The sequence below is a fragment of the Amycolatopsis sp. H20-H5 genome, assembly GCF_035828755.1.
GTDB lineage: Bacteria > Actinomycetota > Actinomycetes > Mycobacteriales > Pseudonocardiaceae > Amycolatopsis.
This window is the reverse complement of the sequence record NZ_JAYMZS010000038.1, coordinates 20,102-35,846: the sequence shown is the minus strand read 5'-3', so window position 1 is coordinate 35,846 and position 15,745 is coordinate 20,102. Positions and strand designations below refer to the sequence as shown.

The 15,745-nt window shown below is 65.2% G+C and carries 20 protein-coding genes and 1 pseudogene; 6 read left to right on the top strand and 15 right to left on the bottom strand.

What is annotated here, in order from left to right; genetic code table 11:
- Positions 1–863: 863 nt before the first annotated feature.
- The 3 genes from QMK34_RS21645 (at position 864) to QMK34_RS21635 (ending at position 4,222) form a co-directional block, all read left to right on the top strand.
- Positions 864–1,106, top strand: a complete 243-nt coding sequence (locus QMK34_RS21645; RefSeq protein ID WP_326415999.1) for a hypothetical protein — start codon at positions 864–866, stop codon at positions 1,104–1,106.
- Positions 1,107–1,576: 470 nt separating this feature from the next.
- Positions 1,577–2,773: an MFS transporter gene (locus tag QMK34_RS21640; RefSeq protein WP_326415998.1), complete on the top strand. Its 1,197-nt coding sequence runs from the start codon at positions 1,577–1,579 to the stop codon at positions 2,771–2,773.
- A 174-nt stretch (positions 2,774–2,947) separates the two neighbouring features.
- Entirely contained in the window at positions 2,948–4,222 is a 1,275-nt protein-coding gene (locus QMK34_RS21635; RefSeq protein WP_326415997.1) for a GGDEF domain-containing protein, read from the top strand.
- A gap of 675 nt (positions 4,223–4,897) precedes the next feature.
- Here QMK34_RS21635 and QMK34_RS21630 read toward each other — a convergent pair.
- The 13 genes from QMK34_RS21630 to QMK34_RS21570 form a co-directional block, all read right to left on the bottom strand.
- The gene (locus QMK34_RS21630) at positions 4,898–5,758 is read right to left on the bottom strand and encodes a hypothetical protein (protein WP_326415996.1); all 861 of its coding nucleotides are present in this window, start codon (positions 5,756–5,758) and stop codon (positions 4,898–4,900) included.
- Complete coding sequence (locus tag QMK34_RS21625) at positions 5,755–6,033, bottom strand: hypothetical protein (RefSeq protein ID WP_326415995.1); 279 nt, start codon at positions 6,031–6,033, stop codon at positions 5,755–5,757. Before QMK34_RS21625 ends, QMK34_RS21630 begins: the two co-directional genes overlap by 4 nt.
- Complete coding sequence (locus QMK34_RS21620; RefSeq protein WP_326415993.1) at positions 6,030–6,362, bottom strand: hypothetical protein; 333 nt, start codon at positions 6,360–6,362, stop codon at positions 6,030–6,032. The genes QMK34_RS21625 and QMK34_RS21620 overlap by 4 nt, the downstream gene beginning before the upstream one ends.
- Positions 6,359–6,490, bottom strand: coding sequence for a hypothetical protein (locus QMK34_RS21615; RefSeq protein WP_326415992.1), 132 nt, complete (start codon positions 6,488–6,490; stop codon positions 6,359–6,361). Before QMK34_RS21615 ends, QMK34_RS21620 begins: the two co-directional genes overlap by 4 nt.
- 36 nt (positions 6,491–6,526) lie before the next feature.
- Positions 6,527–6,787 (bottom strand): hypothetical protein, encoded by a 261-nt coding sequence (locus QMK34_RS21610; protein ID WP_326415991.1) that lies wholly within the window; start codon positions 6,785–6,787, stop codon positions 6,527–6,529.
- The gene (locus tag QMK34_RS21605; RefSeq protein ID WP_326415990.1) at positions 6,784–7,584 is read right to left on the bottom strand and encodes a hypothetical protein; all 801 of its coding nucleotides are present in this window, start codon (positions 7,582–7,584) and stop codon (positions 6,784–6,786) included. Before QMK34_RS21605 ends, QMK34_RS21610 begins: the two co-directional genes overlap by 4 nt.
- On the bottom strand, positions 7,581–7,910 hold the full coding sequence (locus tag QMK34_RS21600) for a hypothetical protein (protein WP_326415989.1): 330 nt from the start codon (positions 7,908–7,910) through the stop codon (positions 7,581–7,583). The genes QMK34_RS21605 and QMK34_RS21600 overlap by 4 nt, the downstream gene beginning before the upstream one ends.
- 169 nt (positions 7,911–8,079) lie before the next feature.
- On the bottom strand, positions 8,080–8,355 hold the full coding sequence (locus QMK34_RS21595; protein WP_326415988.1) for a hypothetical protein: 276 nt from the start codon (positions 8,353–8,355) through the stop codon (positions 8,080–8,082).
- A complete protein-coding gene (bet, locus tag QMK34_RS21590) occupies positions 8,355–9,551 on the bottom strand; it encodes a phage recombination protein Bet (protein ID WP_326416055.1) in 1,197 nt (398 codons plus the stop codon). The genes QMK34_RS21595 and bet overlap by 1 nt, the downstream gene beginning before the upstream one ends.
- Complete coding sequence (locus QMK34_RS21585; RefSeq protein WP_326415987.1) at positions 9,551–10,546, bottom strand: YqaJ viral recombinase family nuclease; 996 nt, start codon at positions 10,544–10,546, stop codon at positions 9,551–9,553. Before QMK34_RS21585 ends, bet begins: the two co-directional genes overlap by 1 nt.
- On the bottom strand, positions 10,543–10,905 hold the full coding sequence (locus tag QMK34_RS21580; protein ID WP_326415986.1) for a hypothetical protein: 363 nt from the start codon (positions 10,903–10,905) through the stop codon (positions 10,543–10,545). The genes QMK34_RS21585 and QMK34_RS21580 overlap by 4 nt, the downstream gene beginning before the upstream one ends.
- On the bottom strand, positions 10,905–11,276 hold the full coding sequence (locus tag QMK34_RS21575) for a hypothetical protein (RefSeq protein ID WP_326415985.1): 372 nt from the start codon (positions 11,274–11,276) through the stop codon (positions 10,905–10,907). Before QMK34_RS21575 ends, QMK34_RS21580 begins: the two co-directional genes overlap by 1 nt.
- A 98-nt stretch (positions 11,277–11,374) precedes the next feature.
- Complete coding sequence (locus tag QMK34_RS21570) at positions 11,375–11,626, bottom strand: helix-turn-helix domain-containing protein (protein ID WP_326415984.1); 252 nt, start codon at positions 11,624–11,626, stop codon at positions 11,375–11,377.
- Positions 11,627–11,758: 132 nt separating this feature from the next.
- Between QMK34_RS21570 and QMK34_RS21565 the strand changes: the two genes are divergently transcribed.
- Together QMK34_RS21565 and QMK34_RS21560 are read left to right on the top strand one after the other, a co-directional pair.
- Positions 11,759–12,169, top strand: coding sequence for a helix-turn-helix domain-containing protein (locus QMK34_RS21565; protein WP_326415983.1), 411 nt, complete (start codon positions 11,759–11,761; stop codon positions 12,167–12,169).
- A 166-nt stretch (positions 12,170–12,335) separates the two neighbouring features.
- Entirely contained in the window at positions 12,336–12,809 is a 474-nt protein-coding gene (locus QMK34_RS21560) for a hypothetical protein (RefSeq protein ID WP_326415982.1), read from the top strand.
- Positions 12,810–12,855: 46 nt separating this feature from the next.
- Here QMK34_RS21560 and QMK34_RS21555 read toward each other — a convergent pair whose 3' ends face one another.
- Positions 12,856–13,059 carry a hypothetical protein gene (locus QMK34_RS21555; protein WP_326415981.1) on the bottom strand — a complete coding sequence of 68 codons (204 nt, stop codon included), beginning with the start codon at positions 13,057–13,059 and terminating at the stop codon, positions 12,856–12,858.
- Between the two features lie 185 nt (positions 13,060–13,244).
- Between QMK34_RS21555 and QMK34_RS21550 the strand changes: the two genes are divergently transcribed.
- On the top strand, positions 13,245–14,753 hold the full coding sequence (locus QMK34_RS21550) for a recombinase family protein (protein ID WP_326415979.1): 1,509 nt from the start codon (positions 13,245–13,247) through the stop codon (positions 14,751–14,753).
- A 22-nt stretch (positions 14,754–14,775) separates the two neighbouring features.
- On the opposite strand, the pseudogene QMK34_RS21545 reads toward QMK34_RS21550, so the two are convergent.
- Positions 14,776–15,705: pseudogene (locus tag QMK34_RS21545) on the bottom strand (M1 family peptidase); the annotation flags it as partial.
- Positions 15,706–15,745 lie beyond the last annotated feature (40 nt).

The window sequence follows — 15,745 nt, the reverse complement described above, 5'->3', positions numbered from 1 at the left end:
GATACCTGCCTGATGATGGGCTGCTTGGATTGGGCGGGTCGAAATGTTGAGCGTGTGCCGCCGGGTGCTAAGGTAATCGCCATCCTCGGTCGAGGAGTTGAAATGAGAAGGGCGCCCAGACTGTTTGCGCAGTCCAGGCGCCCGGTACGACCAACCCCGCCAGCGCGTACTGAACAAGGAGCGTCGCATGTCCAATCCTAGTACCCCCATGCCTAGCGAGAAGAAGCCCCCTCGGTCCTCGTGGCATTGGCGGGACGTTGTTGATCATGCGTTGTCCAGCAGGCTTCGCTACCGACGTCTCATGTGGTGCCTGGCTTTGCTGGTCGTCTCGCTGTTGTTCGTCTGCGGCCTCGTTGCCGTCGTCTTGCTTGTGCGCGGACAAGATCTTGTCTCGATCATCAACGCGAACGGCAGCTAACGCGCGGTGTCTGATGGGTACAACTCACCACCGTGATCGAACATACCTTCGATGCAGGTCAGGCGCAACACCGGGGTTGCGCAACGGCAAGGGTGACAACGCGGGGGGTAATGCGCCGTCAGCAGCGCTGCGCGCCGTGTCCCTGTGGGTAAGGCCGAGCAGTATGCCTACGAAGAGTGATGTCCTACAGGTTTTCTATGACTGATTGTCGATGATCCTTACGGCGATGACGAAACCCCTGTGGACTTCTAGGGTGAATTCAGTAGCAAAGCAGGTCGTACAACTGTACGAGGTACATAGCTACAGAATGAACTTTGACCACTACACTTCGTAACGCCATGATGGTGTGTGGAGCATCCACTGCATGGCTCCACTGAACGAAAACGGGGCACTCGGTCTTGCCGGACCGAGTGCCCCAGCGACAAACCCACGGCCACTAACCGAGATGAGCATCGCTATGCCCGAGAGTACCTCTGGCGGTCAAGGCCGTCATGACGATCCATCGGAGCCGACCCCCTTAGGGGTCGTGATTCACGTCCTGGCGAGCAAAGAGCTTTACCGGCGCGCGTTCGGCGTGCTGGTCTTCGTCGCAGGGTTTCTGCTGGTTGCTGTGGTGGTGCTGCGGGTCTGCGGTGTCACGATGGGCAACGTGATCGAGCTGTTCAAGGCGATCCGGGGCGCACGCTAGCCGTTGCCCGGCTCGTCTCACGTCGACTCGGGTGCTTCGTGTCTACCAGCACGGGCCCCCGTTTCTGGCTTTGGTCATGTGCAACTGCTCGGTTGCTGTTAATCGAAGGGTTGCGGCAGGACTGCTCGCTCTGTGTGCGACCGCGGGATCGCGTACAAGATGCGCGTCGGCGAGCCGGCTGACCAGGGCGGTTGCCGCGCCTCAAGGACCCTGTAAGGATAGAACATGCGTTCGATACTTAGACATGCAGTCAAGGCCATTACGCAGAAACGGCGAAGCTGGCAGAATGCAAGACAGTCCACTTACGGGTGACTGTGACCCGACTGAGACACTCGGGATTGCTGACAGTCTGAATTGAGCTAGTTACTGTGGGCAAATCCGCTCGCGGGAGGGCGGGCCGATAAGGCCAGGGGAGCTAGGACATCGTGGGACAAGCAGTCAGGCGGGGATCCTTGTGGTCTGCGTTGGCCGTGGCGGAGTTCCGGGCGATCTGGGCCGCCGAGGCGCTGTCTCAGGCAGGCGATCAGCTAGCCAGGGTCGCGCTGTCCGTGCTGGTCTACCAGCGCACCAACTCGGTGGGACTCACCGGTCTTGCCTACGGGCTGACGTTCCTGCCTACCCTCATCGGCGGCACGCTGCTTTCCCAGCTCGCCGACCGGTTTCCGCGCCGAACTGTGATGGTCGTGTGCGACCTGCTCAGGGCGGCGATCGCCCTGCTGATGGCCATACCCGGCGTCCCGTTCACGGTCTTGTGCGGCCTGCTGGTGGTGCTCACGATCGCCGGGGGACCGTTTCGCGCCGCTCAGCTGTCGATGCTTCCCGCGGTCTTCGAGGACGAGGAACGCTACGTAGCCGCCCTGGGTGTCCGCAACATCACCGTGCAGTTCGCGCAGGTCGTAGGCTTCGGCGCTGGCGGCTTGGCGATCGCTTTCACCGGCCCGTACTGGGGCATGGCTATCGACGCGGTGACGTTCTTGCTCTCGGCCGCTCTCGTGCGGTTCGGCGTCAAGAAGCGGAAGGCCGCGGCCGAGCCCGGGAAGCCTGCCGCCAATCGCCTGGCGGTCTGGCTCGGGGCCGGACCTGGAGCGATCCGGGCGGCGCCCGGCGCGACCGCGCTGTTCGGATTCAAGATGCTGGCCGGTCTGTACGTGATCCCCGAGGGCTTGGCCGCTCCGTACGCCGCCGAGTTGGGCGTGGGAGCCTTCGTCGTCGGGCTGATCCTCGCCAGCGACCCGGTGGGCTCGGTGATCGGCGCGTGGGCCTTCACCCAGGTGCCTGTCGAATGGCGTTCCCGGCTGGTGGGCTGGCTCGCCATCGGTGCCGGGGTGCCGCTGGTCTTCCTGTTCCTCAAGCCGGGCGTTGTCGGTTCTCTGCTGCTCATCGCGGTCAGCGGAGTCATGTCGACGCCGTATCAGATGCAGGCCACGGCCATGATCACGCGGGCTGTTCCCGACGATGTGCGCGGACAGGTATCTGGGCTGACGTCCACCGCACTTGTTGCCGTGCAGGGTCTCGGCATCATGATCGCGGGTGCGTTCGCTCAGTTTGTCGGGACCGCGCCCACGATCGGCATCGCTGCTCTTGTCGGTGTAGGGCTGGCTGTTGCCGGGTTGGTGGCGTGGCTGCGCGCCACCGCTGGACGGACCAGCCCCGGACTTACAGCGTGACTACCGGCGCGCTCAGTCTTCCTTCGACATGCGGTCCCCTCCTTCGATTGCGGCCCCAGGCCGAGGGGATCTGTCCTGACTCCATTGTCTTTGGCCGGGCGCGGCCGTGTCCAGCCCGCCAACGGAAACAAAACGTACACAGGTTGCGTGCGTCGTGCTTGGGAGGGTTAAAGGATGAGCACTAGCAGGCCAATCTTCGTCCATCCGGCGGATTGGGCGGTGCGCGTGGCTCCCCGGGGCGTACGGCCGTTCTACGTGGGGGTAATGCTCGCGGCGATCGCGTTGACGGTGCTCGCTCCCGGAAACGACCCGGTCAAAGCGGATTGGGTTCGGCTCGCCGCGCTACTAGCGATCGGCGTCGTTCAGGCCGAGTTGTCGCGTGGAACCGAGCAGATCCGCCGGTGGTTCGCTGGTGTCCCGCACGTCAACATGACCGCGGTCTGGCTGCTGGCCGGTGCCCTTCTGCTACCGCCTCAGCTCTCGGTGCTGCTTGTCGCGCTGATCTATGGGCACCTCTGGGTACGGGTGTGGCGGCCGATCAGCAGTCGGCCCGCGTACCGGGTGATCTTCAGTGGTTGCACCGTGGTGCTGTCGGTTCTAGCGGTGGCTCCTGTGCTCCGGGTGTTCGGCCTTGGCGAGACCGTCGTCGACGCCTCACCCGACGTCCGCACGTTGGCGGCCATCGTCGTGACGATCCTGGCGTACACGACCGTGAACAGCATTCTGATCATGATCGGCATCAAGTTGCACAACCCGGCTCGCGCTTTCCTGCCGCTTGTCGGTACCTGGGCGGACAACGCGCTCGAACTCGGCACCCTCTGCCTCGGCGGCCTGACCGCGGCGGTACTCATCTCCTTCCCCAACCTGACCATCTTGATGCTGCTGCCGGTCGTGGTGTTGCACCGCTGCGTGCTCATGCGGCAGCTGCAGGAGATGGCTACCCAGGACGCCAAGACCGGCCTGCTCAATGACCGCGAGTGGCGCAACCGGGCCGCAGGCGAGCTCGCAAGGGCGGCGCACAAACACGACGCGTTCGCCGTCCTCATCGTCGACCTCGACAACTTCAAGCGCGTCAACGACACCCGCGGTCACCTCGCCGGGGACTCCGTCCTGCGCGCGGTCGCCGACACGATCCGCGCGGAGGTCCGCGCCTACGACTCCGTCGGCAGATTCGGCGGCGAGGAGTTCGTCGTCCTCCTGCCCGAAATCCCGGACCCCGGAGCGCGTGCCGTCGCGGAGCGCATCCGGCGCGCGATCGCCGAACTTGAGGTGATCGTCGTCCTCGATCAGCACGCAACAGTGATCAACGGCCTATCGGCATCGATCGGAATCGCGACCTACCCCGACGCGGGTGTCGTGATCGATCGCCTCCTGTACGCCGCGGACCAGGCGATGTACCGGGCGAAGGTCAACGGCCGGAATCAGGTCATCAGCGTCACCGACGCCTGAGACTGGTTGTGCCGTAGTTGATGTTGGGTCAATCGGGTGGTACAGCGTTGGGTCTCCGCACACTTCGGATGAAGTATTTCCAAGCTCGGACGATCACTCTGTCGACCTTCCGCAGGGCGCGCCCGATACGATCCTGTCCAGCACCAACTTGATGACGAGCGACCAAAGTGAACTTCGATAGCGCGGACGACAGGACTTCCTCCTCAAACGCTTCGCCGTTCGCGTAGGCGACTGAGTGGCGCGTTACTGCACCAAAGGCAATTACAGCGGCCCGGGAACCCACGATCTGGATGTGTAGGTTCGCAGCCATGATCGCCGCGCCGAGTTCAGCCCGCTGCTTCGGAGATACGCTGGATAGCTCTGCTACTAGTCGGACTCCGTCGCGGTAAGCGTCCCGTCTCAGGTCCTCTCGGCGTGCTCGTCTGCCCAGGCGCCATGTCACCCACGGCGCAAACAAGGTTCCGCTCATGCCGACTCCAGCACCGATCAGTGCGGCAACCGCTGCGTCCAATTCGATCAGCTCCGCTCGTCAATCTCATCGACACCAACCTGGTTGCCCACTCTCTTGGGCGCGCCAACAGCAATCCGACGCCAACAGGCCAGCTCAGACCGCTAAGTTCGCGCTGATCAGCTGCATGGCTCCGACCTGCTTGACGTAGGTCGTCGGCTCGTAACTCATCCTGCCTGTTCGGCGAACAACGGGCCTCTGCGACGCGCATAGGAAGCGAGAGCGTCGGCGCGGTTGACGAGTCGTCGGGCGCGCGTGCCGGAGATGGTCCAGCCGTCTTCGCCAGCCCACCGGTAGAGGCTGCCAACGGGAACGCCGAGATCTTCGGACAGCTGCGCGTAGTCCGCTCGCGCGTCGCCGAGCTCATGCCAGCGGGACTGGGGCCAGTGCGCCCCGCAGCCGCGGCACCTGATCAAGACGGCATCGACCCGGACGGACAGAGAGGCGCCGCACTTGAAGCCGTCGTCGGCGACGGCCGGGCAGGTGCCGACGCGCAGCGTGGGGACATTGAGACGCCGGACGGTGCGCAGGGCGTTGAGCACCTGGCGCAGCTCGTCGGCGAAGTCGTCGAGCCAGGGCTGAGCCATGATCCAGTGCCAGTTGAACCGGAGTGTCTGTGCTTCGCGGGCCATGGTGACTCGCCCTGTCGGCACGGTGCCGAGCATCTTCTCGGGCTCGACGTCGACCGTCTGTTCTTCTCGCACGATGCGGGCCCACCCGGCGATCGAGGCCAGCGCTGCTGGTGATGCTCCGGAGTCGGTGACCGAGCGAGGATCAGTGTGCACGAGCAGCGCGTCGACTGCTGGGGACCGCGGGCCGGGGGCTTGGCGGCCGCCGGGGTTGTCCGGGCCGCCTCCGGGCACCAGCTCGTCCACCTCGGTCATGTCGGTGTACGTGGTGACCAGCTCGGCGAGTATCTGGGCGAGCCTCTCCGTGCACTGGTCGCACGCGTACCGACCGGGTGCGGCGCGGTAGGGCAGGCCGTTGGCGGACTTGCAGCGGAGCAGGCACGAGCGGACGAGGTTCACAACGTGGTCCTCAGGTCGGGTTCGGGTAACCGGCACTTCGGGTGGTCGGCTCTTTGGACGATCAGTGGCCACAGCGTCGGCGGCCAGTACTGCTCGGGCGTCCTGGTGCGTTCCACCTGGGCAGCAGCGGAGCCGGGCACCAGCGCGGCTAGCCGCGTACAGGCGGCGGCGTGGGAGCGGAACGGGCCGAGGGACTCTGGTCGGTTGAAGCCGTAGCCGTCCCGCTCGATCCGCCATTGCCCGGATTCCTTCGTGATCCGCGGCCGCCGCTTCACAGGACCAGCCAATCGAGCGCACGTCCCAGCCAGCCGGGACCGGTTGCGTCCCCGTTGCCCCAGCTGGCCGACGACGTCCACGGGTCGGCGAGCTCGTCGAGCGCCTGGTGCTCAACGGTCGTCACAGTGACGATCACGGGGTGCGGTCCGGCGGCGCGCTCGGCGAGGTCGGCCCGCCCGATGGCCGCGCACCGAGTCGAGCAGTACGGGCCTTGCCAGGTGAACGGCACGTCGAGCAGGCAAGCACAGCGGGACCGGCGGCAGCGGAGAAGCGGAACAGTCAGGGTCGCCGCGCGCGCGAAGAAGGGGGCGCGACCGGTCGCGGTCACTGGTCGTCCTTCCGGTTCGTTTGCGCCGCCACGGTGAGGTAGATCTGTCCGACGTTGGGCTGTCCGCGGTTGGGGTAGAAGCGGCTGACCTGTTGAATTTCGAAGACTTCGGCGAGTAGCTGCCGCATGTCCAGTGTCGCGTTCGCTGCCTTCGAGTCGGGTATTCATCGGGTCTCTCCCGTCTGCGGGGTTCGGTCGGTACGGGCGGTGTGGAACGCGTCGAGGTTCCGGCGGCCGCCGAGTCGACGGCTCGGGCTGGTGCAGCGCTGGAACGGGGCGGAGCCGCATCCGCCCCGGTCGCGTCGGCAGGGCTGTGTGAGCGGGTTGGGCGCGGCGTTGCCGGGCGTGAGGACGTCGGGCTCACCGACGAGATTCCAGGCGAAGAGCGCCACGGATCCGTTGGCGCGCGTCTTGGGAGGGCTCACGGGGTCTCCTGGGTGGTCGGGTTGCGGCGGCACATCGGGCACGTGGGGCTGCCGTCTGGCCGGAGATGAGCGGGGAGGCCGTGCGGGCATTTCGCCGGTTTCCGCTCGACTGCGGGCCCGTGAGCGGTCGGTGGTTGCGTCGGGTCGGGACTGATGTTGTGGTCTGTTGTGGGTGGTGTGGTGGCTGGTAGTCGGCCACCTGAGTGACCGGTCAATCGGTCCGTTTGACCGGTCATTCGGTCAAAACCGACCTCGCGTGACCGGTCATTGAGCTCGGGTTCGGGCGTTTCGTCGGTCACCTGGTTGGCCGGTGAATCCGGTTTGTCCACGGGGGACGGTTCGGGTTGATCGGCCACGTTGGTGACCGGTGAATCGGGCGATTGGTCGGTCACCTGGTTGGCCGGTCGTTTGGCCTTCTGGACGCTGCGGGCGGCGTCTCCGACGGGCAGCAATGCAACCCGGTCCAGGAGGTCGGTCGGCACGGTGAGCCGGTACTCGGCGGCCTTGCCTCGACCGGCGCGACCGCCACCGCGTGACACCTGGTCGACTAGGCCGAAGTCGTCGCGGAGCGCGGACATCGAGCGGCGGACGGTGCGGTCCGACTGTCCGGTTACGGCGGCCAGGATGTCGAATCCGGGGCGTACTCGGGTTCCGTCGGCGTCGGCGTAGCTGGACAGCGTGAGGGCGAGCAGCTTGACCCGCTGGGGCATCGGCACGCGGCGCACGATGCGCTCCCATTCGAACCGGCCAACGGGCCGTTGAACGGGCGACTCGTCCTCGGAGGGCGGTGTGGTCACCTCGACGACCTCCGGCCGCTGGGGGACAGCATGGCGGCGTGCATGGCTGCTGCGTCGGCGTTGAGTCCGGCGGCGCGCAAGCGCAGGTACTCGTGCGGGTTCGCCCGCCAGCGCAGCAAGTCGCCTGCGGTGCGGTCGTCGGGGACCATGGCGGCGAGCAGGATCACCAGCGCGCGAGCGGCGTCGAGCGGCCTGTCGTAGATGGTTTCGGCGTCAGCGAACACGGCCTCGATGGGCATCGGGCGGTTCTGGCGGACGGCGCGGATGAGCCGGACGGCCGACGGTACGAGGCTGTCGAGGTAGCGGTCTCCGGTCAGGAGCGGCACCGTGGCTTCCTTCGGGTGGAAGTCGGCGGGCCCGGAACGTCGCGGGGGACGTACCGGGCCCGCAGCGATCAGGGGCGGCGGGGCGTGGTGATGTCGGGGAATGGCTCTGACTCGATGTCGGCAATCCATGCGCGGAACAGCGCGTCCAGGGACTCAGAGCAGGCGGGCGTCATGCGCCTGACTCGCGTGTTCTCTTCGCACGGCTCAAGGCGATACTGAGCGACGAGGGCGTGAGGCCGAGATAGTCGGCAATCGCCTCGTGGTTCGCGCCCTGTGAACGGAGGAACTCGTAGTCTTCGGCGGTGTCGGCGATGGGCCGGTATCGCCTCACCTTGGTGAAGCCGCCTGTGTAGTACTGCCGCTGGTAGCAGGGCCTGCACATCTTGCGGATCTTCCCGGCGGCCGGATCGTCGCAGCGGCACGTCTGGGTGCGAGGCGGGGCCATCAGGAGATCGCCGTTTCCGGGCGGGCTGACTGCCACTGCGCGAGGGCGGAGGCGACCAATTCGGCGGCCCTGCCCTCCTTGTGCTGGGCGTCCAGCTCGGCGAGCACGCTCGTTGCTTCGTGCGAGAACAGGTCTTTGCTGCTGGCGACCCGTTCGCCGACGATGTGTGAGAGGACGGCGAGCTTCGCCTCGCGCTCGGTCACGCCATGGGCGTTGAGTGCCGCGTGCACAGCGGTGAGCTGCTGCTCGTTGGCCTTCTTCGTGACGCGAGGTGGCTCGTCCTGGACGACTTCGGCGTCCTGCACTCCCGTGTCGTCCTGCTGGTCATGCGGCTCGGCGGGCTCGGCCGGGGGGTTCGGCTCTGCCTGCGGCGCCTCGGCCTCTGCTGCCGCCTTCGCTGCCTTTCCGGCGGCCGCGAGCCGTTCGGCGAGCGCGAGGTTTCCCGGCTCGATTCCCTTCGCAAGCTCGTAGAGCGCGCGCAGCGCGGCGACGTCGGTTCCGGCTTCGGCGATCTTGGCGTCCCAATCGATCGGATCGGGGGCGCTGCGCTGTTGTGGCATCGTCCGGGGGACCTCGGCCCGCTCGCTCTCCACCTGGATGCTGTCTGCTTGCGACATCTCGTCGTCGGTGTACACCCCGGACAAGTCTTGCGGGAAAGCCTTACGTAGGGCCAAAGCCTCGGCGCATTTGGCGACCATGTGAGAGCCCTTGTCGCGCCACATCCTTGTGAGAGAACGGTCTTTGGTAGTTCCGGCGAACTCGGCGAAGTGGGCGGTAGCGAACATCGTCGTCGACCAGTCGCGCCGGATCACCCCGATTCGCGCGGCGACTGGCGGGGTATTCGCGAGCCACACGTCGCGCCAGACGCCATCCGCGCCGCACCATTCGGGCCCGATCTGACCACCGTACTGGCCGTGCCGTTCGGCGACGATCCGGAGTCCATCGATCGCGGCCTGAATCGTGTACTTGTGCGCGTTGGCTTGGTGGTCCCACCGGGCGATCATGTAAATCTGCTTCGCGAACGGGTCCAGCCCGGTCCTCTGCGCGAAATGCAGGAAGACCGCGAGATCGGCGTCAGGTGCGTTGTCAAGCCCGAGCTGTACGAGGGCCGCGCGCTGCACGTCGGTCCAGCTGGTTTGTCCGGGGTCGAGTGCCAGCGACCCGGCGGGCCTCTTCGTCAATTCCTTGGTAGCCATCAAGAATCCTTCTTCTTCGTCTTCACGACATGGATGCGGCGCGAGGTCCCGCGCGTCACGTACCGGTCGTAGATCTCGGGGTGATCGGCCCGTAGGGCCTTGTCGAGCTGGGGCGAGTTCGCCTGGTTCTTGAAGGTCACGACGGAGCGGCCGTCGAGCGTCAACGCTTCGGCGTCCCCGGTGAGGACGCGCAGCGCCCGGTCGATCTCCTTCGCCCGCTGCTCGTCATCAGCGATGCGCTTCTTCACCTCGGCGCGCTCGGCGAGCATCGCCTCGGTGTGCGCGGGGTACGGCGTCTCAACGGCCTTGTCACCGATCGCCAACGGCCAGCGGAGCGCGATCTCGTCGTCAGTCAGGTTCGCGAGATCGACCTCGGGAGGCACACCGGTGAGAACGTGCTCGGTCCAGAACTCGACGGTCGCGGCGGTGATCTCCTCGATGAGCGCCTCGTCGCGTGGGACCGGTCCGCGTAGCTGTGGGGTCGGGTCCTGCCACACCACGAACCAGGCGTGCGTTCGGCCGGTGACTGCTAGCTGTTGCTGCGCCTGGATGTACGCGTGCCTGGCGATACCGCCGCCTTTCCACTCCGCGGCGACCTTGGCGAACGCGCCCATGGTCTTGATCTCTAACACGCCACCATCGGCGGTGAGTCTGTCCGGCGTGGTGCGCATGAAGTCGAGCTCGCGGGACGCCAGGAGTCCACACCGGCGCCCCGCGATGTCTGTCCGTTCGGTGAACCACCGAGCTAGCAACGGTTCCAGCCAGTTGCCCCGGCGCATCGCGTCGGTGGCCTCGCTGTCCTCGACTTGACCCGTCTTGTCCAGCCAGAGCCCATAGCGCGACTGGTGGGGCGACTCGCAGAGCAGTGCTGGTGCATCGGACCCGCCGAGTCCGAGACGGCGCTCGACGAGCCACGTCTCGCGGTCGGCGTCGGCCGGGAGCACCAGCCGGGCGGCAGGGACCGCCCAGCTGGTACCGATGAGCGTGGAGGTCACTCGTCCGTCCTGACAGCTAGGCGGTCGCCGCCCACCGCGACGATGACGGCCCCAACGACTAGTGCCCGGTTTGCCGGTTCGAGCCTCGACAGCCGAAACGCGTCCTCGGCGAGGCAGATAGCGAAGTCGAGCAGCGCGAGCGCGCTATCGGGGACGTCGAACTCGGCGCGTTCGAGCAACTCACCGGCGGTCGGCCAGGACACCCAGGCCATACCGTGCCGGTCGACGTGCACGCACGGTTCGAGAAAGTCCTTCCGGTGCAGCCAGAAGTCGTGTTCGATCAGCAGCCGCACGGCCGCTCGGTTGCCGTCGTCGAGCGAGGCCGCCCACTCGGTGAGCGCATCGGGAAGGCTCTTCATCAGTTCGACACCTCGACCCGGATGTCACGGTCGGAGTTGAGATCCTGCTCGATCCGGGCCTGCTTGATCGCCCTGCGGCAGCAACGCCGGCACGTCTCCGCACTGTCCAGCGGCCAGCCCGGATCATTTGCCTCCGGCTGGCCGTAGATCCGGACCGTGGTTACCTGGCCGTCCGTAGCGCACCACGAACAGTTCTCGTGGTCGATCTCGGCGACCGTCACAACCACGCCCGGCAGCTGGCGGGTGAGCATCGCGGCGAACTCGGCGGCGGGCATGAGCTCGTCGTAGAGCGGCGTCGGCTCGGGTGGCGCGGTGGGGACAGGGTTCACGGGTTCGAACCAGCCTCGGGCGGTAACCTGCGTGTTGGTCATGAGAAGTGCCTTTCTCGTTGGCAAGTCCGCTCCCGTGCCCTGGACGGCATGGGAGCGGGCGCTTTTTTGTTGGGGCTAGGTGGTTGTCGACGCTGGTGTCACGCGGCGGCTTCGCTGGCCGATTCGTCGATCAGTTCGCGCCGCTGCGTCCTGGCGATCTCCAGTTCGTCGCAGATGCGGACGAACAGTGCCGGGCCGACGTGCTTGCGGGTGCCGCGTTCGAGCTGACTCAAGTACTGGAAGCTGCAACCGATTTGAGCTGCAAAAGTCTTGAGGTTGGAGCCGGTGAGCTTGCGGAGCTGGCGCAACCTGGTGCCTGCGATCCGGACCCCGGCGGGTTCGGTGAACATGACTAAACCCTACCAAGTTCAGCCAAGTTCAACAACCAAATTCCACCAAAGGTGGCAACTTGGTACCGCTGACGTGCTTTGTGCAGCCATGTTCAGCTAGATTCAGCGTCTCCGACGGGGAGGGAGCCGAAGATGGGCAGCACCGAAACGCCGCAAGAGCAGCTGTCGCGAGAGGTTCGGGAACGGCGCCGACATCTCGGGCTGAGCGTCAGGGCCGCGGCCGCGGCCGCGAACATCGACCGCGCCACCTGGACGTCCCTTGAGGACGGCAGCAGAGTGACCCAGGACCGTCACTACGTCGCGATCGAGCACGCCCTGCAGTGGCCGACGGGCTACATCTCGCACCTTCTTCAGGGGTCGGCCACCGCCGAGGTCATGAGGCCGACCCCTGAGGAACTCGCAGAGATGGGGTTCGAACAGCTCGGGGTTCTCGGCGCCGAGATCGAGCGGGCCGAGGGGTACGAGGCGGCGAACGCGTTCTTCGATGAGGTGGTGATCTTTCGGCGCCGGTTGGCTGCGGAGAAGGCGAGCCAGAGAAATTGATGTTGTATCTCGCCGCGCGGGACGTGGGCGTTACAGGAAAACCGCTCGGATCGCGAAGGTTGGGCCGATCGGACGCCGCGATGCGTCGATCATGAAATTGAAACTTGCTTTACCTTTCAACTTCCTGTCAGATCGAACGCGTGTGTTCATCCAGACAGGGGGGACGATGAGCAAGCAGGGAAGGGTGCGCCCGCGATGGTGGCAGGCGTTCGCACGGCTGTTCGCGGCGAGTGATGCGCGAAATGACGGTCGTGTGCGGTTGCCGCCAGACGTCCGCAAGCTGGTCCAGCAGGCGCAGGAGGCCGGGCCGCACGCCTTGTCCAGCGCGACCGCGGTGCGCGCGAACGCCGCGGCCGCGGTGCTTGAGTTCATGCGTGAGAACGACGTTGGGGGCCGCGGCGCGGCAACCTCGACGAGGCGGCAGCTGGTCGTCGTTCACTCGATGGGACACCCGTCGCCCATCAGCATCCCCGTGTCATTCCCTGGTCGTAACATCGACGGGGCGTCATTCATGACTGACGCCGAACTGAAGCTCGACCTTCTGATTCCGCGCCAGTCGGCGCCTTGGGACGAACCGGGTGTCGACGTGATGGCCCTCTACTGGACCATGCGGTTCCGCGAAGCCGAGGACGCAGCCTGAACGCCTACGGTCGTTCGGGTGGTGCTCGGCAGTGGCTCTACCGAGGTCATGCGGCGCAAGTAAGTCCGAGGCGATCGGCGATGCGCCGTTCAAGCTCGTCGATAGACGGCCCGCCCGACACGTAGGCAGCAAGTGCGGACTCGCGCGGACTGCGCTCAAGAAGGTCGCGTCGGGCCATGGCGAGGACCAACCCGGCCGCGGCAACGGCCTCCTGGCGCTTAACCGGGCCTATGTTCAGGATGCGTTCCATCTGACGAACGCTACCAAGTTCAACCAAGTTCAACCATATGGCCTTGCCAAACGGCACCATGTTCAGCTATCTTCAACAGGGTTCAGCGGCCAGGCAGTGACCGAACGAGGCCTGTCGTCGCGGGTACGTCGGGGTCGCTTGAGTCAACTCAATGTGCGCCGCAAGGCCGCGTCCTGCTGGAAGGGGTGCAAATAGTGGCATTGGTTGCGACCAGCGCGTTAACGACTGGGCCGCTGCGAGGTGTTAAGTACCTCCGTCAGTCGATGGAAAAAGAGGAAACAATTTCAGACGAGATCCAACGCTCGGCGTGCGATATGTACGCGGAGCGCAACGGTATCGTCATCGTTGGCGAGATTTGGGAGCAAGAATCCGGGCGCATCTGGCACAAGCGCAAGGGTGTAAATGCAGCCATGGATATGGTCAAATCTGGCCAGGTAGACGTCATTCTGTTGTGGCGTTGGTCAAGACTATCTCGTAAAAAGCTGCACTGGTCAGTCGCTGAAGACCAGGTAGAGAAGCTCGGTGGTGCCATCCTTTCGGCCACTGAGCCGAGTGATGTGACAACTGCCTCTGGTCGATTTTCCCGTAACGTTCTCATTGATATGGCAGAGTTTGAATCCGACAGAATCGGTGAAGCATGGAGGGAGACGCACGACTATCGCCGTGCCCGCGGTCTTCCGGCGACTGGCGGTCATCGTTACGGGTACCATCACATACGAAACAAGGAAGACGGGGAACTGTATGTAATCGACCCGGCGACGTCCGAGACCTTAAAGTCGATTTACGAGTCTTACGTTGACGGCGCGGGTTGGCCACTGATCGCCAAGGATCTGAACCTGCGCAGCGTGCTTAGCTCAACAGGTAAGGCCTGGCAACCGCAATCACTTAAGCAGATGTGCGACTCGGGATTCGCAGCGGGTCTTCTTGTCAGGTCGCCGGTATCCGAACCCGGAAAGAGGGTTCCGGTGCCCTTCGCCTCCTTGTCGTGGGAGAAAGGTGCGCACAATGCCATAATCGAGACAAAGATGTGGGAAAAATACCGACGGGCGCGTCTGGCAAGGTCAATTGTGCCGTCGGGGCAAATCACGCCACGGCATCCGTTCCCGGGTCTTATGGTCTGCGGAGATTGCCAGCATTCGATGATTCGGCGTGCGCGCAAGGACAACTCGACTCAGTTCGCGTGTGGTTACTGGTTCAACACGCGTTCAGTGCGAGCAGTCACGGTTGTGGAATCTAAAGTTTATAGGACGGTGCTCGAGTGGCTCGATGGGGTCGCAAGCGAGGTGGATCGTAGCGCCGACGAGGCAAAATTGAAGAGAGTCAGTGTTCGCTCTCAATCCGATGTGAAGGTCCTTTCTTCTCAGATTGTCGCCCTTGATCAAGAACTCATCATGGCGTCCCGCAAAAACGCGAAGGGCGTCCAGTCCGACGAGGTCTACATCGGAATACGTGACCAGATAAAAGAAGAGTTGGCGGTGCTCAATAGGCGGTTGCACGAAGCGGAGTCTCTGGTTAAGAGCCAGACCGCACCGCCTCGGGCGGTAGCTGTGGAATTGCTCAAAGACTGGGACATTATTTCGGTAAAACGAAAGCGTGAGCTGCTCGGCAAGCTGATCAAGACCATAACTGTCAACCCGCCCGAGGTGTGGCGTGGACCGGCGTCGGTCGTGATCAAAGCTGTGTGGGAAGTGTAAGGCGTTCGCAACTACACTACTTGAGGCAGATATCGGACCAGGCCGAGAGGGAGACCGAGTCGCCGAACCACTGGTGGGCGTTCTCGTGCACCACGGTCGCCAGGTCGGCCCACTTCGCGTAGGTCGGCCTGGTCTGCGTCTCGAGGGAGAAGTGGATGGGCTCGGCGAGGTAGATCCCGCCCGCCGCGGACTGCGGGTACGGGCCGAACCGCTCGGTCAGGAAGCTGAGGATCTCGGGCAGTCGCGAGCCGGTGTCGCGGCGGGCCTCGGCGCCGGGGGCGTAGGCGTTGACCACCGGGGTGCCGTCGGGCAGCGTCGACCGGTCGATGCTGAACTTGTCGATGGCCACCGTGGTCAGGTAGCTCGCGATCGGATCGGTCTCCTGCCACCTCGACGTCGTCCAGCCGCCTGCCGAGGTGCTCGGCTGCTCGCGGCCGTTCGACACCACCGACCAGCCGTCGGGCACGCGCGCGGTGAGAGCGAATGTGGCCTTGTCACGCGGGGTCTCGTTGACCGGGTACCAGAACGAGGCCGAATGCGGCTCGCCGACCATGAACGCGCCGCCGGAGTGGGACTGCTGCCAGCCGTTTTCGCTGCCGCCCGCGTGTGGGGTGTCGGACGGCTTGCCGCCGTAGCCGATCCGGGTGCGGAAGGTGCTGCCCCGGCGCAGCGGCTCGGCCGGGGTGATCACCAGTTCGAAGTCCTTCTCCCGGGTGAACTTCGCGGGCTTGCCGTCGACCTCCACCATCTTGACTTCGAGTCCGCGCAGGTCGAGGTCGAACCGGCTGAGATCCTGCGTGGCCTTGGCGGTGACCACGGTGTCGCCGTCGAGATGCCCACTGACCGGGTCATAGCCGATGTCGACCTGGTAGTCGAGGGCGTCGTAGCCGCCGTTGCCGTCGCCGGGGTAGTAGGCGTCCCCGGCGCCCGCCGCGCCCGGTGCCGGGCGGATCGGCGCAGGTGACGACGGTGAGGGCGGCGGTTTGTCAGTG

What these genes read in the sequence shown, in the direction of transcription:
- bet (WP_326416055.1), bottom strand. Translation starts at nt 9,551, where the DNA reads ATGGCTACCAAGGAATTGACGAAGAGGCCCGCCGGGTCGCTGGCACTC.
- QMK34_RS21645 (WP_326415999.1), top strand. Translation starts at nt 864, where the DNA reads ATGAGCATCGCTATGCCCGAGAGTACCTCTGGCGGTCAAGGCCGTCAT.
- QMK34_RS21635 (WP_326415997.1), top strand. Translation starts at nt 2,948, where the DNA reads ATGAGCACTAGCAGGCCAATCTTCGTCCATCCGGCGGATTGGGCGGTG.
- QMK34_RS21595 (WP_326415988.1), bottom strand. Translation starts at nt 8,355, where the DNA reads ATGGCCCCGCCTCGCACCCAGACGTGCCGCTGCGACGATCCGGCCGCC.
- QMK34_RS21575 (WP_326415985.1), bottom strand. Translation starts at nt 11,276, where the DNA reads ATGACCAACACGCAGGTTACCGCCCGAGGCTGGTTCGAACCCGTGAAC.
- QMK34_RS21570 (WP_326415984.1), bottom strand. Translation starts at nt 11,626, where the DNA reads ATGTTCACCGAACCCGCCGGGGTCCGGATCGCAGGCACCAGGTTGCGC.
- QMK34_RS21560 (WP_326415982.1), top strand. Translation starts at nt 12,336, where the DNA reads ATGAGCAAGCAGGGAAGGGTGCGCCCGCGATGGTGGCAGGCGTTCGCA.
- QMK34_RS21615 (WP_326415992.1), bottom strand. Translation starts at nt 6,490, where the DNA reads ATGCGGCAGCTACTCGCCGAAGTCTTCGAAATTCAACAGGTCAGCCGC.
- QMK34_RS21580 (WP_326415986.1), bottom strand. Translation starts at nt 10,905, where the DNA reads ATGAAGAGCCTTCCCGATGCGCTCACCGAGTGGGCGGCCTCGCTCGAC.
- QMK34_RS21555 (WP_326415981.1), bottom strand. Translation starts at nt 13,059, where the DNA reads ATGGAACGCATCCTGAACATAGGCCCGGTTAAGCGCCAGGAGGCCGTT.
- QMK34_RS21565 (WP_326415983.1), top strand. Translation starts at nt 11,759, where the DNA reads ATGGGCAGCACCGAAACGCCGCAAGAGCAGCTGTCGCGAGAGGTTCGG.